This window comes from Streptomyces sp. NPDC005706 (assembly GCF_040631045.1).
Taxonomy (GTDB): Bacteria; Actinomycetota; Actinomycetes; order Streptomycetales; family Streptomycetaceae; genus Streptomyces.
Genome location: NZ_JBEXYS010000001.1, coordinates 571,796 through 594,964 on the forward strand (window position 1 = coordinate 571,796; position 23,169 = coordinate 594,964).

Consider the following 23,169-nt stretch of genomic DNA (forward strand, 5'->3'; position numbering starts at 1 on the left):
GGGGGTGATCCTGCCCCGCGCCCGCCCCGGGCAGTACCCCCGACACGCCCGCGCTTCCCCGAACTCCGCGTCGTCCCGGCGAACATGGGCGGGTGCCCCTGCCGAGCCGCTGCCTCCTCGTCCTACCCGCCCTCCTCGCCCCGCTCACCGTCGGCCCGCCCGCCCACGCCGCCGCCCACTGCGTCTCCTCCGTGCCGTACACGGCCGGGCAGGGCGGCTACGACACCTACCGCGTCCCCGCGGCCGTCGTCACCGGCCGCGGAACCGTGCTGGCCTTCGCCGAGGGCCGGCACGACGGTGCCGGGGACAGCGGCGACATCGACGTCGTGCTGCGCCGCTCCACCGACGGCGGCTGCACCTGGGGACCGATGACGGTGGTGGCCGCCGGGCGGGGCGACACCCGGGGCAACCCGGCACCCGTGATCGACCCGCGCACCGGCACGGTCGTGCTCGTCACCTCGTACAACAGCGGGGCGGTGACCGAGGCGCAGATCATGCGCGGCGAGGTCACCCCCGCACAGAGCCGCCGGGTGTTCGTGCAGCGCAGCCGGGACGACGGCCGCCGCTTCACGCCGCCGCGGGACATCACGGCCGCGGTGAAGCCACCGCACTGGCGCTGGTACGCGACCGGCCCCGGCCACGCCCTGGCCGTGACCCGCGGCCCCCACGCCGGCCGCCTCCTCGTCCCCGCGGACCACTCCACCGCGCCGCCTCCCGGTTCCCCCGACACCGGCCAGGAGCCCCGGTACTACGGCGCCCACGCCCTCCGCAGCGACGACGGCGGCCACACCTGGCACCTGGGCTTCGTGGATGACACCTACGACGGCGTGACCAACGCCAACGAGACCAGCGCCGCACAACTTCCCGACGGACGGCTGTACTTCGCCTCGCGCGACCAGAACGGCAGCAGCCCCGGCAACCGGCTCGACGCCTGGTCGAGCGACGCGGGGGAGACCCTGGACGCCCCCTACGCCGTCCAGAGCACCCTGAACGACGTCCCGGTGGTCCAGGGCAGCGTCCTGCAACTACCGGGCGATCAGGCGCCGCTGCTCTTCTCCGCCCCCTCGGTGCCCACGGCCCGCCGCTCGATGGCCCTGTGGCACAGCACCGACGGCGGACGAACCTTCGTCAGAGCCCTCACCCTCGCGGACCGGCCCGCCGCCTACTCCGACCTCGTCCGCATCGACGCGGACACGGTCGGGCTGCTGTACGAGACGGGGGCGAAGGGGCCGTACGAGACGATCGAGTTCCGGCGGCTGCCGGTGGGGGCGACGCGTTGACCGTAGTGGCCTGCGCCACGGGCACGACGGCCCGGGGCGGCGATAGGAACCGTCCCGATGGCAGGGTGAGTTGGCCATCCTTTGCGGCACCACGGTGTGGGCAGCCAACAGCACTGCATACACACCTCTGCGCTTCCCAGGCCAGTACTACGACCCAGAAACCGGCCTCCCCTACAACTAATTCCGCCACTACACCCCAGAGACCTCTCGCTACCTCACGGCCGACCCTCTCGGGCTTGTGCCTGCCCCCAATCCTACGAGCTACGTCTACGACCCCTACATCCACTCCGATTCCCTAGGTCTCGCACCGGACTATCCCGACGGCGAGACATCGCGCGGGAAATTCGATTTCAGGGACCCCAACCCGAACTACCCCCCAGATGAAGCGGCAGTAAGTGCTATGAGGTCCGCGCCGATAGATGGGAACATAGACTGCTCGGAGATCGCTTCATATATTCCCGAGAGAGCGGCGGGCGAGGTAAGATCATCATTGATGATGAGGGATACTCTGGCCCCCTTTGGTAGTACAGATCGGACGTTTCATGTCGACCCGAACCGTAGACGCGATGAAAGCTCTCAGTAGGTTTGGCGAACTCGCCTGGTTCAAGCTGCCAGCGGAATACAACGACGAGTGCGGCTATCATCAAGTGGCCTACATTGGGTGGCGCTATAAAGCTCTGCAAGAAGGCGTCGACCAGTTCATCGAGGATGCCGTTCAGAGCATTCCCACTCAACTCGAATGGGTGCTTGACGCAACAAGAAGAAACCGGATCCTGCTGCCGAATCGCGTTCTTTTCGAGGCTGGCGGTCTGGAGAATCCGGCATTTGCCGACGTTATTCAACGCATGCACACTCGGGATCAGGAATTCTGCATCAAATCCATTTCGGATGTCGCTCTCATCATTCAGCATCTGCAACGGATCCCGACTCCATAGTCAGGCCGGATCGAGGTGGGGGACGCTCGTGCCTCCACCTACAGCAGCCCCGCCGCCGCCAGAACCTTCCCCACCCGCGCCACCTCGTCCCCCGACAACGGCACCTGGGGCTCGGCCGTCGCCGCGCAGTCGATGATTCCGCGTAGGTGGAGGGCCGCCTTGAAGGCGCCCAGGGCCGAGGAGCTGCCGCCCATGCGGGCCGGATCGGCCACCCCGACGATGCCGAACAGCGTGCACAGCCGCTCCTGTTCGGTTCGTGCGCCCTCCCAGTCGCCCGCCCGGCACAGGCGGTACAGCCGGACGTAGCCGTGCGGGTCGACGTTGGCCAGCCCGGGTACCGCCCCGTCGGCGCCCAGCGCCAGCGCGGAGTCCGCGATGAGTTCGGAGCCGGTCAGCACGCTGAAGCCGGCGTGGGCGCGGGCACCGGTGACGACCTCCCGGAACGCGGCCAGGTCTCCGCTGGAGTCCTTCAGGCCGGCCAGCACCCTGTCGGCGGCCAGGCCCAGCACCAGCTCGGCGGGGAGCTTGGTGTGCACGGCGACGGGGATGTCGTAGGCGATCACCGGGACCGGGCTCGCGGCGGCGATCCGGCGGTAGTGGTGGACGATCTCGGCGGGGTGGGTGCGGGCGTAGAAGGGAGCGGTGACGACGACGGCCTCCGCTCCCGCCGCGCAGACCGCCCGGACGTGCTCCAGGACGCGCGGGGTGGTCATGTCGATGGCCCCGGCGAGCACGGGCAGCTGTCCGCCGGTGTGGCCCGTGACGGCCTCGACCACCTGCCGGCGCTGTCGGTCCGTCAGGAACGCCGCCTCCGAGGTCGAGCCGAGCACGAACAGCCCGTGCACCCCGCCCGCGACCAGATGGTCGACCAGCCGCAGCAGCGAGGGCACGTCCACCTCGCGCTCCGGTGTCAGAGGGGTGCAGACGGGCGGGACGACACCGGTGAGCGGGGCGGGGAAGGTCATTCACGGCTCCTGGCGGGCTGGGTCGCGGACCGGCTGGTCCTCCTGCACAGGATGGTGGCAGCGGTAGCGGTGTCCGGGCCGCGACGCGGCCGAGAAATCCGGCATCTCCCGCGCGCACAGCTCGTCGGCCTTCCAGCAGCGGGTGCGGAACGGGCAGCCGCTCGGCGGCCGGGTCGCCGACGGCACCGGGCCGGTCAGCGGGATCGGTTCGACGGGGTCCAGCAGGCCGGGTGTGGCCGAGAACAGGGCGCGGGTGTACGGGTGCCGGGCGGCGCCGGCGGTCCGGCCGGCCGGGGTCTCCTCCACGATCCGGCCGAGGTACATGGTGATCACCCGGTCGCTCATCCGCCGTACCGTCTGGATGTCGTGCGAGACGAACACCAGGGCCGGCCCCAGGCGCTCGCGCAGGTCCAGCAGCAGGTTGAGGATCTGTGCGCGGACCGAGACGTCCAGCGCGCTGGTCGGCTCGTCGGCGACGACGAGGGCGGGGTCGAGGGCGAGTGCGCGGGCGATGGCGACCCGCTGGCGCTGTCCGCCGGACAGTTGCCCGGGCAGGGCGTCGGCGAGGGCCCGGGGGAGACCCACCAGGTCCATCAGCTCCGCGACGCGCTCCTCCCGTTCCGCCCTGGTGCCGCGCGCGTGGACGTCCAGCGGGTCGCGCAGCACGCGGCGTACCGTCAGCCGGCGGTTGAGGGCCGTCGAGGGGTCCTGGAAGATCATGCCGGTGCCCGCGCCCGCCGTGGCCCGGCGTTCGGCGGGCGGCATCGCCCACAGGTCGCGGCCCCGGAACGACACCGACCCGGAGACCGGCCGCTCGATGCCCACCAGCACCTTCGCCAGCGTCGACTTCCCGCACCCCGACTCGCCGACCACGCCGACCGTCTCACCGGGCGCGACGGTGAGGGAGGCGCCGGTCAGGGCGTACACCCGGTCGTGTGTGAACAGGCCTCCGGTGCGGGCCCGGTGAACGACATGGGCGTCCCGCACCTCCACGACAGCGCTCACCGCGGGACCTCCTCCGTCGGCGTGCTGCAGGCCTCGGTCACCGGCGGGCGGCGGCCGGTCGGGCAACGGCCGGTCTGGCAACGGCCGGTCGGGCGGCGGCCCGTCGATGCCGGTACGACGCCCCAGGGTGCCTTCCGCACCTCCACGACAGCGCTCACCGCACGGCCTCCTCGCTCTCCGCCGACGTCAGCGCCACGGCCGGATGATGGCAGGCGGCCGTGTGCGTGGCCGTGCCGGTGAGGACCGGCACGGTGGTGTGGCACAACCCGGTCGCCCGCGGGCAGCGGTCGGCGAAGCGGCAGCCCGCCGGGAAGCCGGCCGGTGCCGGTACGACGCCCCTGATCTGCGTCAGCCGTTCCGCGGCCGACTCCAGCGAGAGCACGCTGCCGAGCAGACCGCGCGTGTAGTGGTGGGCCGGTGCCGCCACCAGGTCGGCGGTCACGCCCGTCTCCACGATCCGCCCGCCGTACATCACCGCCACCCGGTCGGTGACGTCCGCGATCAGCGCCAGGTCGTGCGAGACCAGGACCAGCGCGAAGCCCAGCTCCTCACGCAGCCGCAGCAGCAGTTCCATCACCTGGGCCTGCACGGTGACGTCCAGGGCGGTCGTCGGCTCGTCGGCGACGATCAGGGCGGGATCGCGGGAGAGGGCCATGGCGATCAGGACGCGCTGGCGCTGGCCCCCGGAGAGCTCGTGCGGATAGCTGCGCAGGGTGCGGCCGGGTTCGAGGCCGACCAGTGACAGCAGTTCCGCCGGGGTGCGGCGGCCGCCGCGCCGGACGAGCTGCCCGAGCTGGGCGCGGACGGTCATCGCCGGGTTCAGCGAGGACAGGGCGTCCTGGTAGACCATCGCCATCTCGTGGCCGAGTAACCGGCGCCGTACCCGGGCCGGCTCGGCGAGCAGGTCGCGCTGCCGGAAGCGGACCTGCCCGCGCACCCGGGACCCCCTGGGCTGGAGCCCCATCACGGTGAGCGCGGTCAGCGACTTGCCGCAGCCCGACTCGCCCACCAGGCCCAGTACTTCACCGGCGTGCACCTCGAAGCCGACCCCGTCGACGATGTCCACGTCCCGGTGTCGGCCGGGGAAGCCGACGGCGAGGTTCTCCACCGCGAGCACCGGCGGCCCGCCGGGCGCGGGCCGGGGCCGGGCCCGGGAGCGCAGCCGCCGTGCCGCCTCGGCCAGTCCGGGCAGCGGCAGCACCTCCCCGGTGCCCGGCTCCGCGGCCTCCGGACGGTCCGCCGCCTCCGCAGGGTCCTCGGGCGCCGTCACCTCACTGGCCGCCGGGGCCGCCCAGGCGTCGGACACGCCCTCGGAGAGGATGTTCAGCGACAGCACGGTCAGCAGGATCAGCAGACCGGGGAAGACGGTCGCCCACCAGCCGCCGGTCAGCACCATGTTCTTGCCGTCGGCGATGACACTGCCCCAGGACGGGTCCGGGGGCCGCACACCGGCGCCGATGAAGGACAGCGACGCCTCGAAGACGATGGCCTCGGCGACCTGGACCGTGCAGAACACCAGGACCGGGGCGGCACAGTTGACGGCGACGTGGCGCAGCACGATGTGCGGGGTGCGGGCGCCGATGACGCGTTCGGCGGTGACGTAGTCCTCGCCGTACTGGTCGAGTACGTTGGCCCGCACCACCCGCGCCACCGGCGGGGTGAACAGGAACGCGATCGCGCAGATCAGCACGGTGATCCCGCCGCCGAACACGGCGATCAGCACAGCGGCGAGCGCGATCCCGGGGAACGCCATCACCACGTCCAGGCAGCGCATCAGCGTCTCGTCGACGGCCTTGCGGGAGGTGGCCGCCACCGCGCCGGTCAGCGCCCCGGCGACCAGCGCGAGCGCGGTCGCGCCCAGCCCGATGGCGAGGGACCAGCGGGCGCCGTACATCAGCCGGCTGAGAACGTCCCGGCCGAGGCTGTCCTGGCCCATCCAGTGCGCGGCGGACGGGTGGCCGGTGCCGCCGGCCGGGTCGAGCTGGTCCAGCGGGTCGTCCGGGGCGAGCACCGGGGCGAGCGCGGCGAGCAGGACGACCAGGACCAGGAAGCAGACGGCCGCCTTCGACGGCGGCGGCAGCCGGCGCCATCCCCGCGGCCGGAGGCCGGGCCGGGAGAGCCGTTCGGCGAGGTGCGCGCGCGTGACCATCAGGCCGCCCTCAGACGCGGGTTGACGAGCAGATGAAGGATGTCGATGACGAGGTTGACGACCACGAACCCGGTGGCCGTGGTCAGCACGGCCCCCTGGACGACGGCCGGGTCGCCGTTGCGCACGGCGTCGATCATCAGCTTGCCCATGCCGGGCAGCGAGAAGATCGTCTCGATGACGACCGCGCCGCCGAGCAGATAGCCCACGCGCAGCCCCAGCACGGTGAGCGGGTTGACGAGGGCGTTGCGCAGCACGTTCCGGCCGACGACCACCCGGGGCGGCAGCCCGCTGCCGATCGCGGTGCGTACGTAGTCCTTGTCCAGCTCCTCCACCACCGAGGTCCGCACGATCCGGGTGAGCTGGGCGGCCACCGGCAGGGAGAGGGCGAGGGCGGGCAGCGCCATGGTCCGCAGCCAGCCGGTGAGCGAGTCGGCCGGGTTGACGTAGCCGCCGGTCGGGAACCAGCCCCGGTCCACGGCCAGGTACTGGATCATCAGCAGGGCCAGCCAGAAGCCGGGCGCTGCGACCCCGACCAGTGAGACGACCCGGATCACCTGGTCCGGCGGCCGGTCCCGGTAGACGGCCGCCGTGACCCCGGCCGCCAGCGCCAGCACCACCGCGATGCCGAGGCCGAGGAAGGTGAGCTGGAGGGTGAGCGGCAGCGCGGTGGTCACCTGGTCGGCGACCGGGGCGCGGGTCAGGGCGCTGGTGCCGAGGTCGCCGTGGAGCAGGTCGCCGACGAAGTGGACGTACCGCACCGGGAGCGGGTCCAGCAGGCCGTTGCGCTCGCGGAAGTCGTGCAGTTGCCGCGGGGTCGGGTTCGCGCCCTGGAAGAACGCGGAGGCCGGGTCGGCGTCGGAGAACCGCATCACCAGGAACACGAACAGCACGATCCCGAGCAGCAGCGGTACGAGCAGGGCGACGCGGCGGAGCAGGATGCGGACGACGGCCGTCATGCCGTCAGATCCACCTTGCCCGCAGGAGGTTGATTCCGGGGTAGGGCTGCGGCCTTATCCCGGTGAGGCGGCGCGGGTCCCAGGCGGTCATCAGCTCGTTGTGGACGACCGGGTAGAGCACGGCCTGTTCGGCGACGACGTCGATGTAGTCCTGGATCATCGACTTCTTCCGGGCCGGGTCCGGCTCCCGGGTCGCCCGGTCCATGTCCTGGAAGAGCCGCTCGGCGACGGGGTCGCCGGCCCACCGGGTGTACCGCATCCACAGGTTCTCGGGGCCGTAGTTGTAGTGCATGATCAGATCGGCGTCGAGCCCGAACTGGTTGGGGTTGGAGGCCGCGGCCACCACCTGGTAGTCCCGCTTCTGGTCCATCTTGGTGAACACGGCGGTGGTCTCCTGCGGGGCGAGGGTGGTCCGCACGCCGACGGCGTCCCAGGACGCCTTGATGGTCGGCAGGCAGTCCACGATCCAGCTCACGTTGACCGCGAGGATCTCGATCTCCAGGTTCTCCGCCCCGGCGGCCTTCAGCAGCGCCCTGGCCTTCGCGGGATCGTGGCCGTAGACGGTCCTGGCCCGTCGGTAGCCGGGGTTGCCCTCGTCGAGGAACGACGTCGACGGCTTGCCGTGCCCCTTCAGCGCGACCCGCACCATCTTCTCGGTGTCGATGGCGTAGTGCAGCGCCTGGCGGACGCGCACGTCGTCGAAGGGCTTGTGCCGGGTGTTGAACATCAGGAACAGGTTGTTCATCCCGGACCCGCCCGCGACCTTCAGACCGCCCTGTTCCAGACGGGGGACGTTGGCGTAGGGGATGTTGTCGGCGATCTGCGCGCCCGCCCCGGTCCCGGAGATCTTCGCCACGCGCGGCGCGGCGTCGACGATCGTCAGCCAGTTCATCCGCTTGAACGCCGGCCTGCGGGGGCCGTTGTAGGCGGCGTACGCCTCGAAGACGGTGTTCGACTTCGGGTGGTGGGCGGACTGCCGGTACGGCCCCGAGCCCACCGCGAGCCCTTTGATCGCTTCGTCCCAGGCGCCGGGCCGGGAGAACACGTGCTTCGGCATGATCTTGGCGAGCGTGAGCCGGGCGAGCCCGTCCGGGAACGGGAATCTCAGGACCAGGTCGACGGTCCGGGCGTCCACCTTCCGCACCTCCTTCAGCCAGCTCGCGAAGAAGCCCTTGGCGAGGGTCTGGGTGCGCGGGTCGAGGATCCGGTCGTAGACGAAGACGACGTCGTCGGCGGTGATGGGCCTGCCGTCGTGGAAGGTGGCCCCGGCGCGCAGGGTGAACCGCCAGGTCGTGGCGCCGGCGTCGGCCGGCACCGCGGTGGCGAGCGCCGGGTACGGCACCCGGGAGATCGGGTCGGTGTCGAGCAGCCCCTCGTAGATGTGGTTGTTCGCGGCCATGCAGAACGCGGACGCCGTCTGTGTCGGATCCCAGCTGCCGTCGTTGCCGTACCCGATCACCGCGGTGAGGGTGCGGTCCTTGCCGGCGCCCCCGCCTCCGGTGTCGTTCGTCGACTCCGGCCCGGCCGAGCAGCCCGCCAGCACCGGCGGAAGGGCGGCGGCCGCGCCGAGCGCCCCGGTGTACGTCAGGAACGACCGGCGGCGCGGGGCCGGCACCTCGGGGTTCACGTCGTCGCGCACGGTTCCTCCAGCAGCGGGATCGGGAGGTCGGGGCAAGGCGATGAACGAGAGATAGGACGTTCTACGTCCGATTCGTCAGCGTGACGATAGGAGGGCCCGCAGGGGTGGTCAAGGGATCGCACACGAATGGCCCAGCCGCCCGCCAGGCCGTCACAGGTCGGGCCAATGGCGGCCCGAACGGCGGCGTGGGGCGCGGAGTCGACGCGGCCCGGCAGGCGGTGCGGCGGGCGGACCCCGGCCGAGTGTAGACACGCTGGGCCACCAGGGGCATGCGAAGCGTGAAATTGCCAGAGGCAGGGGAGCCACCGGAGGTGGACGCGATGAATCTCCCCGTCGGCTCCTGTGCCGTCGACACCCGGACCGGCCGTCTCGGCATCGTCATGGGGCACGAGGGGCCGTACGTACAGCTGCGGCCCTACGGCGGCGGCCGGGAGTGGGACTGCGAACCGCGGGCCGTGCGGGAGGCCGGCCCCGCCGAACGGCTCCACGCCGAGACGGCGTACGGCGGCGCCCGCACCGCCGGGCACGGGCGGCCGGTGGCCTGAAGGACCGCCCGCGGGCCCGGCGGCCCGTACGGGCGGGCAGAATGGAGCCATGAGTCTGTTCCGCGACGACGGCATCGTCCTGCGGACCCAGAAGCTCGGCGAAGCGGATCGCATCATCACGCTGCTCACCCGCGGACACGGCCGGGTACGGGCCGTGGCCAGGGGTGTGCGTCGGACGAAGTCGAAGTTCGGGGCCCGGCTGGAGCCGTTCTCCCACGTCGACGTGCAGTTCTTCGCGCGCGGCAGCGAGCTGGTCGGACGCGGACTGCCGCTGTGCACGCAGAGCGAGACCATCGCCCCGTACGGCGGTGGGATCGTGGCCGACTACGCCCGCTACACCGCGGGGACCGCGATGCTGGAGACCGCCGAGCGGTTCACCGACCACGAGGGCGAGCCGGCCGTCCAGCAGTACCTGCTGCTCGTCGGCGGGCTGCGCACCCTCGCCCGCGGCGAGCACGCCCCGCACCTCGTCCTCGACGCCTTCCTGCTGCGCTCGCTCGCCGTCAACGGCTACGCGCCCAGCTTCGGCGACTGCGCGAAGTGCGGGATGCCCGGCCCGAACCGGTTCTTCTCGGTCGCCTCCGGCGGCTCGGTCTGCGTCGACTGCCGCGTGCCGGGCAGTGTCGTGCCTTCCCCGCAGACCCTGGTGCTGCTGGGCGCGCTGCTTACGGGAGACTGGGAGACGGCGGACGCCTGCGAAGCGCGGTACGTCCGCGAGGGCAGCGGGCTGGTGTCCGCCTATCTGCACTGGCATCTGGAGCGCGGGCTGCGCTCGCTCCGGTATGTCGAGAAGTAAGCGCGAGTAGAGCCAGAGGGAGTCGAGGAGCACATGGTCGTACGCGGGATCCTGGGAAGCCGGCGCCGCGAGTACAGGGCGCCCGAGCCGCACCCGTCCGGTGCCCGCGCGCCGAAGCTCCCGGGCGAGCTGGTGCCGAACCACGTGGCGATCGTCATGGACGGCAACGGCCGCTGGGCGAAGGACCGGGGGCTGCCCCGCACCGAGGGGCACAAGGTCGGCGCCGAGCGGGTGCTGGACGTGCTGCAGGGCTCGATCGAGATCGGCGTCCGCAACATCTCCCTGTACGCCTTCTCCACCGAGAACTGGAAGCGCTCGCCCGACGAGGTCCGCTTCCTGATGAACTTCAACCGCGACTTCATCCGCCGGACCCGCGACCAGCTCGACGCGCTGGGCATCCGGGTGCGCTGGGTGGGCCGTATGCCGAAGCTGTGGAAGTCGGTGGCCAAGGAGCTCCAGGTCGCCCAGGAGCAGACCAAGGACAACGATCTGCTCACCCTGTACTTCTGCATGAACTACGGCGGCCGGGCCGAGATCGCCGACGCGGCGCAGCGGCTCGCCGAGGACGTGAAGGCGGGCCGGCTCGACCCGTCCAAGGTCAATGAGAAGACCGTCCAGAAGTACCTGTACTACCCGGACATGCCGGACGTCGACCTCTTCCTGCGCCCCAGCGGCGAGCAGCGCACCTCCAACTACCTGCTCTGGCAGAGCGCCTACGCGGAGATGGTCTTCCAGGACGTGCTGTGGCCCGACTTCGACCGCCGCGACCTGTGGCGGGCCTGCATCGAGTTCGCCTCCCGCGACCGCCGCTTCGGCGGCGCGATCCCCAACGAGGTGCTCGCCGCGATGGAAGGCCGCACCGAGGAGGACTGACGGCCGTTGCCGGTGCGCCGGATGCCGGCGGGGTCGTCGGGGTTTCCTCGCCCCTTCGGCCCCTTCGGCCCCTTCGGCCCCTTCGGCCCCTTCGGGCTTCCGGCCGTGGCCGCCGGGTCAGCGGCCGGAGGCCGTCGCGCAGTCCGCGCAGGTGCCGAAGATCTCCACCGTGTGGGCCACGTTCACATAGCCGTGCTCGGCGGCGATGGCCTCCGCCCACTTCTCCACCGCCGGACCCTCGACCTCGACCGCCTTGCCGCAGGTGCGGCAGACCAGGTGGTGGTGGTGTTCGCCGGAGGAGCAGCGGCGGTAGACGGACTCGCCCTCGGAGGTGCGCAGTACGTCGACCTCGCCGGCCTCGGCGAGGGACTGCAGGGTCCGGTAGACGGTGGTGAGCCCGACCGAGTCGCCCTTGTGCTTGAGCATGTCGTGCAGGTCCTGCGCGCTGCGGAACTCGTCGACCTCGTCCAGGGCCGCCGCCACAGCGGCACGCTGCCGGGTGGCGCGGCCCTTCACGGGCGGTCCAGCGGTCGTCACCGGTTGCCTCCTCGTCTCGCGTCTGCCCGGGCCATTGTGCCAGCCCGGGCAGCCCGCGGTCAGACGCCGACGCCGTCCCCGGCCGCCCGGCCGGCCGGAATCGAGCACTCCGCGGGATCCCCGGCCGGCCGTGCCGCGGCCGCCGCGCGGGCGCGCCGGCGGGCCAGAGGGGCGGCGGCCGCGGTGAGCGCGACGAACGCGGCGATGGTCAGCAGCACGATCGTCGCGCCGGGCGGCACGTCCTGGTAGAACGACGTGATCGTGCCGCTGATCGTCACGGTGATGCCGAGGGCGACGGCGATCGCGAAGGTCGCGGCGAAGCTGCGGGTGAGCTGCTGGGCGGCGGCCACCGGTACGACCATGAGCGCGGAGACCAGGATCAGCCCGACCACCCGCATGGCGACCGTCACCGTGACCGCCGCGGTGACCGCGGTGAGCAGGTTCAGCGCGCGCACCGGCAGGCCGGTGACCCGCGCGAACTCCTCGTCCTGGCTGACCGCGAACAACTGGCGGCGCAGCCCCAGGGTGACCAGCACCACGAACGCGGCCAGCACCATGATCGCGGTCACGTCGGACGGGGAGACCGTCGACAGCGAGCCGAACAGGTACGAGGTCAGGTTCGCGTTGGAGCCGCCGGGCGCGATGTTGACGAACATCACGCCGCCCGCCATGCCGCCGTAGAAGAGCATGGCGAGCGCGATGTCGCCGCGTGTCCTGCCGTACCAGCGGATCAGCTCCATCAGGACCGAGCCGAGCACCGAGACGGCCGTGGCCATCCACACCGGGGAGGCGTTCAGCAGGAAGCCGAGGCCGACGCCGGTCATCGCCACGTGCCCGATGCCGTCGCCCATCAGGGGCTGGCGGCGCTGGACGAGGTAGATGCCGATCGCGGGCGCGGTGACGCCGACCAGGACGGCGGCGAGGAGCGCCCGCTGCATGAAGGCGTAGTTCAGGAATTCCATCAGCTCAGCAGTCCCGTGCGGATCGGTTCGGTGCCCGCGGGCGCGTGCGGGTGTACGTGGTCGTGGCCGGGCAGGGCGTGCTGCCCCAGCGCCTTCGGCGGCGGGCCGTCGTGCAGCACACAGCCGTCGCGCAGGACGACCGCCCGGTCGATCAGCGGCTCCAGCGGGCCCAGTTCGTGCAGGACGAGCAGGACCGTGGTGCCCTGGGCGACCTGCTCGCGCAGGGTCGCGGCCAGCACCTCTTGGCTGGCCAGGTCGACGCCCGCCATCGGCTCGTCCATGATCAGCAGTTCGGGCTCGGCGACCAGGGCGCGGGCGATCAGCACCCGCTGGTGCTGGCCGCCCGAGAGGGCGTTCACCGAGTCCCCGGCGCGGTCCGCCATGCCGACCAGTTCCAGGGCGCGGCGCACGGCCTCCCGGTCGGTCCCGCGGAAGAGGCCGAAGCGGGTGCGGGACAGCCGGCCCGAGGAGACGATCTCGCTCACCGTCGCCGGCACCCCGCCGGCGGCCGTGGTGCGCTGCGGGACGTAGCCCACGCGCGCCCAGTCGCGGAAGGCGCGGCGGGGGGTGCCGAACAGCTCGATCGTGCCGCCGGCGGCCGGCACCTGGCCGATGACCGTGCGGATCGCCGTGGACTTGCCGGAGCCGTTGGCGCCGAGCAGCGCGACCACCTCGCCGCGGCGCACGGTGAGATCGATGCCGCGCAGCACGGGACGCGCGCCGAGTTCGGCGGTCACCCCGCGCATCGCTATGACGGGTTCGTCCATGATCTGCCCCTCCATGCCTGTCACTTGGCGCCCAGGGCCCGCTGGAGCGCCTTGAGGTTGGCCTCCTGGACCGAGAAGTAGTCCGTGCCGCGGGACTTGGACGTGATGCCCTCGAGCGGGTCCAGCACGTCGGTCCGCAGGTCGGCGTCGTTCGCCACCGTCTTCGCGGTCCGGTCGCTGACGAGCGTCTCGTAGAAGACGGTGGTGACGCCGTCGGCCCCGGCCATCCGCTGCAGGTCCCTGATGCGTGCGGCGCTCGGCTCCGACTCGGGGTCGAGGCCGTTGATGGCCTCCTCGGTGAGCCCGTAGCGCTCGGCGAGGTAGCCGAAGGCGGCGTGGGTGGTGACGAAGACCTTGGTGTCCGTGTGCGCCAGGCCGTCCTCGAACCGGGTGTTCAGGGCGTCCAGCTTCTTCACCAGGGCCGCGGTGTTCTTCCGGTAGTCGGCCGCGTGGTCCGGGTCGGCCTTCTCGAAGGCCCTGCCGACGCCCTCGGCGACCTGGGCGTAGCGCACCGGGTCGAGCCAGATGTGCGGGTCCTTGCCGCCGGACTCCTCGCCCTCGTGCGTGTCGTGCTCGGCGGCGTGGCCGCCGACCTCGTTGCCGTGCTGTTCCAGGTCGGTCAGCGAGGCCGCGTCGATCTTGGTCCGGACCGGGGACTGGGCCACCGCGTCGTCGACGTTCGGCTGCAGGCCCTTCAGGTACAGCACGGCGTCGGACTGCTCGAGCCGGCCGATCTGCCGGGGGCTGATCTCCAGGTCGTGCGGCTCCTGTCCGGGGGAGGTGAGCGTGGTGACGGCGACGTGACCGCCGCCGATCCGCTCGGCCAGGAAGGTCATCGGGTAGAACGACGCGACGACGTCGAGCCTGCCCGGGTCGCCCGCTGCGGCGCTGTCGGTGGAGCAGCCGGTGAGGGTGGCCAGGCCCAGCGCGGCGGCGACCGCGACCGCGGATCCGGCCGTGCCTGTGCGGGAGGACGCGCGGCGTCGACGTTCGTTCATGACAGTCATTTTCAACAAACATGGAAACCGTTGTCAACAACGCCCGCGTGAGACCGTGGACAGGGGGCCGATTTGGCTGTGGGGGAGCCTGCGCCGGTAACCTGAATCAATTCGCTGGAAGCATCTCGCTTCAACGCCCGTCGTCGTAATGAAGAGAGCACCGTGGCCGCCGACAAGATCGACACCATCGTCAGCCTGAGCAAGCGCCGTGGCTTCGTTTTCCCCTGCAGTGAGATCTACGGCGGACAGCGTGCCGCCTGGGACTACGGACCGCTGGGTGTCGAGCTCAAGGAGAACATCAAGCGTCAGTGGTGGCGCTACATGGTGACGTCGCGCGAGGACGTGGTCGGCATCGACTCGTCCGTCATCCTGGCCCCCGAGGTCTGGGTCGCCTCCGGTCACGTCGCCACGTTCACGGACCCGCTGACCGAGTGCACCTCGTGCCACAAGCGGTTCCGCGCCGACCACCTCGAGGAGGCGTACGAGGAGAAGAAGGGCCACGCCCCGGCGAACGGCCTGGCCGACATCAACTGCCCGAACTGCGGCAACAAGGGCCAGTTCACCGAGCCCAAGCAGTTCTCGGGTCTGCTGTCGACGCACCTCGGCCCGACCCAGGACTCCGGTTCCGTCGCCTACCTGCGCCCCGAGACCGCCCAGGGCATCTTCACCAACTTCGCCCAGGTGCAGACCACCTCGCGCCGCAAGCCGCCGTTCGGCATCGCGCAGATGGGCAAGTCCTTCCGCAACGAGATCACGCCCGGCAACTTCATCTTCCGGACCCGCGAGTTCGAGCAGATGGAGATGGAGTTCTTCGTCAAGCCGGGCGAGGACGAGAAGTGGCAGGAGTACTGGATGGAGCAGCGCTGGAACTGGTACACCGGTCTCGGCCTGCGCACCGAGAACATGCGGTGGTTCGAGCACCCGAAGGAGAAGCTCTCCCACTACTCCAAGCGCACCGCCGACATCGAGTACCGCTTCCAGTTCGGCGGCAGCGAGTGGGGCGAGCTCGAGGGTGTCGCCAACCGCACCGACTACGACCTCGGCGCGCACTCCAAGGCCTCCGGCCAGGACCTCTCCTACTTCGACCAGGAGGCCCAGGAGCGCTGGACGCCGTACGTCATCGAGCCCGCGGCCGGTGTCGGCCGCACCATGCTGGCCTTCCTGCTCGACGCGTACGTCGAGGACGAGGCGCCCAACGCCAAGGGCAAGATGGAGAAGCGCACGGTGCTCCGCCTGGACCACCGCCTCGCGCCGGTGAAGGTCGCCGTGCTCCCGCTGTCCCGCAACCCCGAGCTGTCGCCGAAGGCCAAGGGCCTCGCCCAGGCGCTGCGCCAGAACTGGAACATCGAGTTCGACGACGCGGGTGCCATCGGCCGCCGCTACCGCCGTCAGGACGAGATCGGCACGCCGTTCTGCGTGACGGTCGACTTCGACACGCTCGAGGACAACGCGGTGACCGTGCGCGAGCGCGACACCATGAAGCAGGAGCGCGTGTCCCTGGACCAGATCGAGGGCTACCTGGCCCAGCGCCTCCTGGGCTGCTGAGGCCCGCGGCGCCCACGCCTGAACGCCCGCTCCCCGGCCGGTTCGCCCGGCGGGGGAGCGGGCGTCGTGCTGTCCGCGGCGGCCCGGGGGGTCAACGCCCTTGCAGTGACCTCACGTTGTCGCCGAAGGTCCAGTTCTTCGAGCCGTCCCAGTTGACCGACCAGGTCATCAGGCCCTTGAGCGAGGTGCCGTAGTGGCGCCAGGCCTGGGAGACGAGGGACGGGGACATGTAGCCGCCGCCCGCGCCCGGCTGGGCCGGCAGCCCCGGGACCTGCTTGTCGTACGGCACCCTGATCGTCGTGCCCTGCACCACCAGCCCCTTGTCCAGGCAGTCGGTCTGCGCGGTGAAGCCCGCCACCGTGCCCGCCGCGTAGGAGTCGCCGGAGCAGCCGTACATGCTGCCGTTGTAGTACTGCGTGTTCAGCCACCACAGCCGGCCGTTGTCCGCGTACTTCTTGACGATCGGCAGGTACGCGCCCCAGATCGAGCCGTAGGTGACGCTGCCGCCGGTGACGTACGCGGTCTCCGGGGCCATCGTCAGGCCGAAGCCGGACGGCATGCGGGCCAGTACCCCGTCGATGATCCGGATCAGGTTGGCCTGCGACGTGGACAGCCGGCCGATGTCCCCGCTGCCCACCAGGCCGGTCTCGATGTCGATGTCGATGCCGTCGAAGTTGTACTTCCGCAGGATCGGCACGACGGTCGCGACGAACCGGTCGGCGACCGCGCTCGAGGACAGGTCGATGCCGGCGGCCGCGCCCCCGATGGAGAGCAGGATCGTCTGCCCGGAGGCCTTGGCGGCGCACATCTCGGCGGGCGTGGCCACCTTCACGCCGCTGTCCATGCCGTCCTCCCACAGCGCCGTGCCGTCCGAGCGGATGACCGGGAAGGCCGCGTTCACGACGTTGTAGCCGTGCGCGGAGATGCGGGAGTCGGTGATCGGGGTCCAGCCGAAGGGCGGGTGGACGCCGTTGGCGGAGCCGTCCCAGTTCTCCCAGTAGCCCTGGAGCACCTTGCCGGCCGGCCGTGACTTCAGCGCGCAGGTGTCGGCGGCGGAGGCGGTGGGGGCGGTCGCGACGACGAGCGGGGCGAGGACGGCGGTGGTGAGAGCGGCGGTGAGCAGTCGCAGCGTGCGGCGGAGCATGCGGCCTCCCGGTGGGGGTGCGGTGAGGTGTCGTAGGCATGACAGTGCTCTGGTCCAGACCTTCCGTCAATGGGTCTGGACCAATCAGGGATCAGAGGAGTGCGTGACAAGTATGGAGTGACAGATATTGAAATCTGTCATCCGTCATGGCAAGGTGGAGACATGACGATGCGAACCCGAAACCTCGGAAACACCGGCCCCCAGGTCTCCGCCCTCGGCCTCGGCTGCATGGGCATGTCCGCGCTGTACGGCGACACCGACCGGGCCGAGTCCGTCGCGACCGTCCACGCGGCCCTGGACGCCGGCGTGACCCTGCTCGACACCGGCGACTTCTACGCCATGGGCCACAACGAGATGCTGATCGGCGAGGCCCTGCGCACCGCCCCGGCGGCCGCCCGGGACAAGGCGCTGGTCAGCGTGAAGTTCGGCGCCCTGCGCGACCCGGGCGGCGACTGGATCGGCTTCGACGGCCGGCCCGCCGCCGTGCGGAACTTCGCCGCCTACTCCCTGCAGCGCCTCGGCGTGGACCACATCGACGTCTACCGGCTCGCCCGCCTCGACCCGGACGTCCCGATCGAGGAGACCGTCGGCGCCATCGCCGAGCTGATCGAGAAGGGGTACGTCCGGCACGTCGGCCTGAGCGAGGTCGGCGCCGAGACCATCCGCCGGGCCGCCGCCACCGCGCCCGTCGCCGACCTCCAGATCGAGTACTCACTGATCTCACGGGGCATCGAGCGGGAGATCCTGCCGGTCACCCGGGAGCTCGGCATCGGCATCACCGCCTACGGCGTGCTCTCCCGCGGCCTGATCTCCGGGCACTACTCCCGCGACCGGCAACTGGCCGCGGGAGACTTCCGCTCCTTCTCGCCCCGCTTCCAGGGCGAGAACCTCCAGCACAACCTGAACCTGGTCGAGGCGCTGCGCGAGGTCGCCGCGCAGAAGGGCGTCACGGTAGCGCAGATCGCCATCGCCTGGGTGCTCTCGCGGGGCGAGGACATCGTGCCGCTCGTCGGCGCCCGCACCCGCGAGCGGCTCACCGAGTCCCTGGACGCGCTGGACGTGACCCTGGACGCGGCCGACCTCGCCGCGATCGAGAAGGCCGTCCCGGCGGACGCGGCGGCGGGCGACCGCTACGCGAGCGCGCAGATGGCGCTCCTCGACAGCGAGCGCTGATCCAGCTCCCCGGTACGGTCTAGGGCATGGCACCGACCAGCGAGATCCTGACCGCCGAGCGCATCCTCGAGGCGACCGAGGAGGTGCTGCGCCGCCACGGCCCGGCCAAGGCCACCGTGGTCGACGTGGCCCGCGCGCTCGGCGTCAGCCACGGCAGCGTCTACCGGCACTTCCGTACCAAGGCGGCGCTGCGCGAGGCGGTGACCAAGCGGTGGCTGGACCGCGCCTCGGAGCGGCTGGCCGGCATCGCCGCCGGGGCCGGCGCCCCCGAGGACCGGCTGCGGGACTGGCTTGCGGCCCTGTTCGAGGCCAAGCGGCACAAGGCCGGTGACGACCCGGAACTCTTCGCCACCTACACCGTGCTCACCGACGAGAACGGCACGGTGGTCGGCGACCACCTCGCGGACCTGACCGGCCAGCTCACCCGCATCATCGAGGCGGGCATGACCTCGGGCGCCTTCGCCCCCGCCGACCCCGTCACCACGGCCCGCGCCGTCTTCCAGGCCACCGGCCGCTTCCACGACCCGTGTTACGCCCGCGAGTGGCGGGAGTCCGGTGTCGAGGAGGAGTTCACGGCCGTCGTGGACCTGCTGATACGAGGGCTGGGCGCGTCCGCGCCGAGGCGGTGAGGACGGGAACCCCCGGCGTCAGCGCGACGGCTGCCGGGTTCCCGCCGGGTCCACCGTCGCCTGGTGGGCCTCGGCCAGATGCTCCTCGGCCTTCAGCCAGGGCAGGAACTGGGCGCTGCGGGACCAGCCGCAGGTGTCGCATCCGATCGTGCGCTGCACACCGGCGCGCCGCACCCGGACCACGTGCTCCCGGCCGTGCCGGTCCCACCGGCTGACCTTGCTCGTGCTGTTGTCCCGCGACATGACGCCTCCCCGCGTCCGGCACGTCCGACCGCTAGGAGTGTGCAGCAAGTCCAACATCAACGGGGGGTTCCCCGGCGGCGATTCGCCCCGGCCGGGCCCGGCTCAGCCGACCCGGCGGGGCAGCCGCAGGCTCAGCAGGCCGGTCAGGACGACGCCCGCGAGCTGCACCAGCAGCGTGATGACCAGGGCGTCCCGCATGCCCTGATGCGGGACCAGGGTCAGGAACAGGGTGCCGAGCGTGGCCACGCCGAGCGCGAACGCCGACTGCTGGGTGGTGACCATCACACCGCTGCCCACCCCGGCGCGGGTCGCCGGCACCTCGGACATCACGATCCGCAGCACATTGGGCAGTTGCAGCGCCTGCCCGGCACCGGCGACCGCCGCGCCGGGAAGCAGCGCGCCGAAGCCCAGGTGCGGCCAGTCACGCCAGGCGGCGAGGGCGATCAGCAGCACGCCCACGCCCTGGAGGACGGAGCCGGCGGTGACCACCCGGGTGCCGTACCGGGCGATCAGGCGCGGACCGGCCAGCGAGACGAACAGGAACGCCACGGCCATCGGCGCGAGCGCGAGCCCCGCCGGCACCGGACCGAGCCCGGCCCCCCGCTGCAGCGCCAGCGCGATGACGAACATGAACCCGCTGAAGCCGATCGAGAACGGCACCATCAGCGCCAGCCCCCGCCGCAGCGACGCCAGCGCGAACAGGCTCGGCGGCACCAGCGGGGTCCGCCCCCGCCGGTCCGCCCGCCGCTCCACCGCGTAGAACGCGGCCGCGGCGAACGGGAACGCGGCCAGCGACAGCCAGGTCCACAGCGGCCAGCCCGCCGCGCGGCCCTCCGTGAGCGGCGCGAGCAGGGTCAGCAGGGACACGGCGAGCAGGACGGTGCCCGGTACGTCGACGGGCTCGGGGCGCTGCGAGCGGGTCTCCGGCATGTGCCGCACGGCCAGCACCAGGCCCACCACGACGACCGGGACGTTGACGAGGAAGATCGCCCGCCATCCGCTCCCGGCGATGTCCGCCGCGACCAGCAGGCCGCCCAGGATCTGGCCGGCCACCATGGACAGCCCGGCCGTGGCGCCGTACAGGCTCATGGCCTTCGCCCGGCGGGTGCCGCTGGTGGCGGCCTGGATGGTGGCCAGCACCTGCGGCAGCATCGCGGCCGCCGAGGCGCCCTGCGCGACCCGCGCCGCGACGAGGCTCCAGGCGCCCGGCGCGAGCCCGCAGGCCAGCGAGGTCAGCCCGAAGGCGGCCATCCCGACGAGGAACAGCCGGCGCCGTCCGAACAGGTCCCCGAGCCGCCCGCCGAGCACGAGCAGCACGGCGTAGGCGACCCCGTACCCGGCCACGACCAGCTCCAGCACGGCCTCGCCCGCGGCGAGGTCGGCGCCGATGGTCGGCAGCGCGACATTGACGATGAAGAAGTCGACCAGCGGCAGCGCCGCGGCCAGCAGAACGGTGAACAGCCCCGGCCCGCTCAGGCCGGGCGGTGCGGCCGCCCGGGCACGGACGGCGGGAGTGGTGACGGTCTCTGTCATGGCACCGAGCCTGCGCCCGTCCCCAGACTGGTACCAGAGTGTCCTGATCCTGGTAGAAGAAGTACCTGGCAACAGGATCCGCCGGACGGCACCCTGGAGACATGACGACGACTGCACCGGTGACCGCCACTCCGCAACCCCCGCGCGGCGCGGAGATCCGTCGGCACGAGCTGGCCGCCTTCCTGCGCAGCCGGCGCGAGCGGATCGCACCTGAGCAGGTGGGGCTGCCCCGCGGCACCCGGCGCCGCACGCCCGGCCTGCGCCGGGAGGAGGTCGCCCAGCTCTCCGCGGTCGGCATCACCTGGTACACCTGGTTGGAACAGGCCCGCGACATCCAGGTCTCGGTCCAGGTCCTGGACGCTCTGGCCCGCACCCTGCTGCTGGACGCCAGCGAGCGCGCCCACCTCTTCCAGCTCGCCGCGGCCGCCGATCCGACACCGGCCGCGAGCTGCCCCAGCGTCACCCCGGCCCTGCGCGAGACGCTGCGCGCGCTGGAGCCGTTCCCGGCCTGCGTGCAGAACAGCCGGTACGACATCCTCGCCTACAACCGCACCTACGCCCGCCTCATGGGCGACCTGGACGCGGTCCCGCCGGAGGACCGCAACTGCATGCTCCTCGTGTACACCGACAGCGACTGGCGGGCGGCCATCGTGCACCTGGAGGAGACGATGCGCCTGATGGCCGCCCGGCTGCGCGCCTCCATGGCCGGCCACCTCGGCGAGCCCGCCTGGAAGATGCTGCTCAAGCGCCTGGAGTGCGAGTCCCCCGAGTTCCGCGAGAACTGGCGGCGCTACGAGGTCGTCGGCAACCGCTCCAAGACCAAGGAGTTCCTCAACCCGTACGTCGGCCATCTGACCCTGGAGCACACGGACCTGTGGCTCGGCCCGCAGGCGGGGCCCCGGCTGGTCACGTACACGCCGAAGAACGAGGAGACCAGGGAGCGCCTGGAGAGGCTGTACGAACTGGCGGCCGGTCCGCGCGAACCCCGGGAACAGCGGACGCCCTAACGGCCGGCCGTGACCCCCACGGCGTCCTTCAGGTCCGCCGACTCCAGCTCGTCGGCGGTCCGCTCGGCGGTGCGCCGGGCCCAGCGGCCGCTGGTCACCCAGCCGAGGACCAGGACGGCCAGGCCGCACCCCGCGAGGATCCACCAGCCGGGCCGGGCCGCCGCGACGAACGTGTCCTTGTACGGCGAGGAGCCCACGCCGGCGGCCAGCACCGCGCCGACCACGGCGACGCCCAGCGTCTGCCCGAGCTGCCTGCTGGTGGAGGCGACGGCGGCGGCGACCCCGGCCTGGGCCCTGGGCATCCCCGACACCGCCGTGTTGGTGATCGGCGCGTTCACGAAGCCGAAGCCGATGCCGAACAGCACGTACCCGGCGAACAGCGTGCCGTTCGACGTCTCCGCCTCGAAGGCCGCGAACAGCACGCCGCTCACGGTCATCGCGGCGCCCGCCACCAGCAGCGGCAGCCGCGGCCCCCGGCTGCCCACGAGGCGGCCGGACAGCGGCGCGCACAGGAACGTCGGCGCGGCCATCGGCAGCATCCACAGGCCCGCGTGCAGGGCGCCGAGGCCGCGCACGTTCTGCAGGTACAGCGTGGACAGGAACAGGAAGCCGCCCAGCGCTGCGAACGCGCTGATCGCGATCACCGTCGCCCCGCTGAACGGAGCCGAGCGGAAGAAGCGCAGGTCGATGAGGGGTTCCTCGCGCCGGGGCTCATAGCCGAGCAGGCCGAGCAGGGCCAAGAGGGCCACCGCGCCGAAGGGGGCCACCGCGGCGAAGCCGGACTCCGGCGCCTCGATGATCGCGTACGTCAGCGAGCCGAACAGCGCGATCACCAGGACCTGGCCGACCGGGTCGGGCCGCCGGGCGCGGGGCGCGCGGGACTCGGGGACGAAGCGCAGGGCGAGGAGCAGGGCCGCGAGGCCGACCGGGAGGTTGACCCAGAAGATCGAGCGCCAGCCGACCGACTCCACGAGCAGACCGCCGACCAGCGGGCCCGCCGCCATGGATATGCCGACCACCGCGCCCCACACGCCGATCGCGCGGGCCCGCTCGCGCGAGTCGGTGAAGGTGTTGGTGATGATCGACATGGCGACCGGGTTGAGCATGGAGCCGCCGACCGCCTGGACCATGCGGAAGACGACCAGCAGTTCCAGGTTCGGCGCGAGGGAGCAGAGCAGGGAGCCGATGGAGAAGAGGACCAGGCCCGTCATGAAGACCCGCTTGCGGCCGATCCGGTCGGCCGTGGAGCCCGCGAGCATCAGCAGCGAGGCCAGTACGAGCGTGTAGGCGTCGATCGACCATTGCAGGCCGGAGGTGGTGGCGTGCAGCTCGCGCTGCATCGACGGCAGCGCGACGTTCAGAGCGGTGTTGTCGAGGCTCACGATCAGCAGACTCATGCAGCAGATCGAGAGCACGAGCAGACGTCGGCGGTGGCTGAGCTCGGGCATGTGGTTCATCGTACGGGACTTCGATAGTGCGGTTAACTAA

The 23,169-nt window shown here is 71.8% G+C and carries 22 protein-coding genes and 1 pseudogene; 10 read left to right on the forward strand and 13 right to left on the reverse strand.

Going from position 1 to position 23,169, the window contains the following annotated elements; genetic code table 11:
* The first annotated feature begins 92 nt into the window (after positions 1–92).
* From ABZ478_RS02505 to ABZ478_RS02515, 3 genes and pseudogenes are all read left to right on the forward strand, one after another.
* Positions 93–1,280, forward strand: coding sequence for a sialidase family protein (locus ABZ478_RS02505; RefSeq protein ID WP_359544655.1), 1,188 nt, complete (start codon positions 93–95; stop codon positions 1,278–1,280).
* Between the two features lie 73 nt (positions 1,281–1,353).
* Positions 1,354–1,590: pseudogene (locus tag ABZ478_RS02510) on the forward strand (RHS repeat-associated core domain-containing protein); the annotation flags it as partial.
* 256 nt (positions 1,591–1,846) lie between these two features.
* A complete protein-coding gene (locus tag ABZ478_RS02515; protein WP_359544656.1) occupies positions 1,847–2,215 on the forward strand; it encodes a hypothetical protein in 369 nt (122 codons plus the stop codon).
* Between the two features lie 38 nt (positions 2,216–2,253).
* On the opposite strand, the gene ABZ478_RS02520 is transcribed toward ABZ478_RS02515, so the two are convergent.
* The 5 genes from ABZ478_RS02520 to ABZ478_RS02540 form a co-directional block, all read right to left on the reverse strand.
* Positions 2,254–3,180 (reverse strand): dihydrodipicolinate synthase family protein, encoded by a 927-nt coding sequence (locus tag ABZ478_RS02520; protein WP_359544657.1) that lies wholly within the window; start codon positions 3,178–3,180, stop codon positions 2,254–2,256.
* A complete protein-coding gene (locus tag ABZ478_RS02525) occupies positions 3,181–4,185 on the reverse strand; it encodes an ABC transporter ATP-binding protein (protein ID WP_359544658.1) in 1,005 nt (334 codons plus the stop codon).
* A gap of 154 nt (positions 4,186–4,339) precedes the next feature.
* The gene (locus tag ABZ478_RS02530; protein ID WP_359544659.1) at positions 4,340–6,334 is read right to left on the reverse strand and encodes a dipeptide/oligopeptide/nickel ABC transporter permease/ATP-binding protein; all 1,995 of its coding nucleotides are present in this window, start codon (positions 6,332–6,334) and stop codon (positions 4,340–4,342) included.
* Positions 6,334–7,290: an ABC transporter permease gene (locus ABZ478_RS02535; RefSeq protein WP_359544660.1), complete on the reverse strand. Its 957-nt coding sequence runs from the start codon at positions 7,288–7,290 to the stop codon at positions 6,334–6,336. Before ABZ478_RS02535 ends, ABZ478_RS02530 begins: the two co-directional genes overlap by 1 nt.
* 4 nt (positions 7,291–7,294) lie before the next feature.
* Positions 7,295–8,929: an ABC transporter substrate-binding protein gene (locus ABZ478_RS02540; RefSeq protein WP_359544661.1), complete on the reverse strand. Its 1,635-nt coding sequence runs from the start codon at positions 8,927–8,929 to the stop codon at positions 7,295–7,297.
* Between the two features lie 320 nt (positions 8,930–9,249).
* On the opposite strand from ABZ478_RS02540, the gene ABZ478_RS02545 reads away from it, so the two are divergent.
* Genes ABZ478_RS02545 through ABZ478_RS02555 form a run of 3 tightly spaced genes read left to right on the forward strand, consistent with a single transcriptional unit; the run spans position 9,250 to position 11,143 of the window.
* On the forward strand, positions 9,250–9,474 hold the full coding sequence (locus ABZ478_RS02545) for a hypothetical protein (protein WP_359544662.1): 225 nt from the start codon (positions 9,250–9,252) through the stop codon (positions 9,472–9,474).
* A gap of 49 nt (positions 9,475–9,523) precedes the next feature.
* Positions 9,524–10,270, forward strand: a complete 747-nt coding sequence (gene recO, locus ABZ478_RS02550) for a DNA repair protein RecO (protein WP_359544663.1) — start codon at positions 9,524–9,526, stop codon at positions 10,268–10,270.
* A 33-nt stretch (positions 10,271–10,303) separates the two neighbouring features.
* Positions 10,304–11,143 (forward strand): isoprenyl transferase, encoded by an 840-nt coding sequence (locus tag ABZ478_RS02555; protein ID WP_358927287.1) that lies wholly within the window; start codon positions 10,304–10,306, stop codon positions 11,141–11,143.
* Between the two features lie 117 nt (positions 11,144–11,260).
* Here the strand turns inward: ABZ478_RS02555 and ABZ478_RS02560 are convergent, their stop codons facing one another.
* Genes ABZ478_RS02560 through ABZ478_RS02575 form a run of 4 tightly spaced genes read right to left on the reverse strand, consistent with a single transcriptional unit; the run spans position 11,261 to position 14,407 of the window.
* Positions 11,261–11,680 (reverse strand): Fur family transcriptional regulator, encoded by a 420-nt coding sequence (locus tag ABZ478_RS02560; protein WP_358927286.1) that lies wholly within the window; start codon positions 11,678–11,680, stop codon positions 11,261–11,263.
* A gap of 59 nt (positions 11,681–11,739) precedes the next feature.
* Positions 11,740–12,642, reverse strand: a complete 903-nt coding sequence (locus tag ABZ478_RS02565) for a metal ABC transporter permease (RefSeq protein WP_358927285.1) — start codon at positions 12,640–12,642, stop codon at positions 11,740–11,742.
* Positions 12,642–13,409: a metal ABC transporter ATP-binding protein gene (locus ABZ478_RS02570; RefSeq protein ID WP_359544664.1), complete on the reverse strand. Its 768-nt coding sequence runs from the start codon at positions 13,407–13,409 to the stop codon at positions 12,642–12,644. Before ABZ478_RS02570 ends, ABZ478_RS02565 begins: the two co-directional genes overlap by 1 nt.
* A gap of 20 nt (positions 13,410–13,429) precedes the next feature.
* Positions 13,430–14,407, reverse strand: a complete 978-nt coding sequence (locus ABZ478_RS02575; RefSeq protein WP_359544665.1) for a metal ABC transporter substrate-binding protein — start codon at positions 14,405–14,407, stop codon at positions 13,430–13,432.
* A 162-nt stretch (positions 14,408–14,569) separates the two neighbouring features.
* Here ABZ478_RS02575 and ABZ478_RS02580 point away from each other — a divergent pair, with 162 nt between their 5' ends.
* Positions 14,570–15,952 (forward strand): glycine--tRNA ligase, encoded by a 1,383-nt coding sequence (locus ABZ478_RS02580; protein WP_359544666.1) that lies wholly within the window; start codon positions 14,570–14,572, stop codon positions 15,950–15,952.
* 91 nt (positions 15,953–16,043) lie between these two features.
* Here the strand turns inward: ABZ478_RS02580 and ABZ478_RS02585 are convergent, their stop codons facing one another.
* Positions 16,044–17,096 carry a chitinase gene (locus ABZ478_RS02585; RefSeq protein ID WP_359544667.1) on the reverse strand — a complete coding sequence of 351 codons (1,053 nt, stop codon included), beginning with the start codon at positions 17,094–17,096 and terminating at the stop codon, positions 16,044–16,046.
* A gap of 162 nt (positions 17,097–17,258) precedes the next feature.
* Here ABZ478_RS02585 and ABZ478_RS02590 point away from each other — a divergent pair, with 162 nt between their 5' ends.
* Together ABZ478_RS02590 and ABZ478_RS02595 are read left to right on the forward strand one after the other, a co-directional pair.
* Positions 17,259–18,269 carry an aldo/keto reductase gene (locus ABZ478_RS02590; RefSeq protein ID WP_359544668.1) on the forward strand — a complete coding sequence of 337 codons (1,011 nt, stop codon included), beginning with the start codon at positions 17,259–17,261 and terminating at the stop codon, positions 18,267–18,269.
* Positions 18,270–18,295: 26 nt separating this feature from the next.
* Positions 18,296–18,898, forward strand: a complete 603-nt coding sequence (locus ABZ478_RS02595) for a TetR family transcriptional regulator (RefSeq protein ID WP_359544669.1) — start codon at positions 18,296–18,298, stop codon at positions 18,896–18,898.
* An 18-nt stretch (positions 18,899–18,916) separates the two neighbouring features.
* Here the strand turns inward: ABZ478_RS02595 and ABZ478_RS02600 are convergent, their stop codons facing one another.
* Together ABZ478_RS02600 and ABZ478_RS02605 are read right to left on the reverse strand one after the other, a co-directional pair.
* The gene (locus ABZ478_RS02600) at positions 18,917–19,141 is read right to left on the reverse strand and encodes a hypothetical protein (RefSeq protein WP_359544670.1); all 225 of its coding nucleotides are present in this window, start codon (positions 19,139–19,141) and stop codon (positions 18,917–18,919) included.
* A 102-nt stretch (positions 19,142–19,243) separates the two neighbouring features.
* Positions 19,244–20,674: an MFS transporter gene (locus tag ABZ478_RS02605; protein WP_359544672.1), complete on the reverse strand. Its 1,431-nt coding sequence runs from the start codon at positions 20,672–20,674 to the stop codon at positions 19,244–19,246.
* 101 nt (positions 20,675–20,775) lie between these two features.
* Here ABZ478_RS02605 and ABZ478_RS02610 point away from each other — a divergent pair, with 101 nt between their 5' ends.
* Positions 20,776–21,681 (forward strand): helix-turn-helix transcriptional regulator, encoded by a 906-nt coding sequence (locus tag ABZ478_RS02610; RefSeq protein ID WP_359544673.1) that lies wholly within the window; start codon positions 20,776–20,778, stop codon positions 21,679–21,681.
* Here the strand turns inward: ABZ478_RS02610 and ABZ478_RS02615 are convergent.
* Positions 21,678–23,129 (reverse strand): MFS transporter, encoded by a 1,452-nt coding sequence (locus ABZ478_RS02615; protein WP_359544674.1) that lies wholly within the window; start codon positions 23,127–23,129, stop codon positions 21,678–21,680. The two genes, ABZ478_RS02610 and ABZ478_RS02615, sit on opposite strands and share 4 nt — an antisense overlap.
* Positions 23,130–23,169 lie beyond the last annotated feature (40 nt).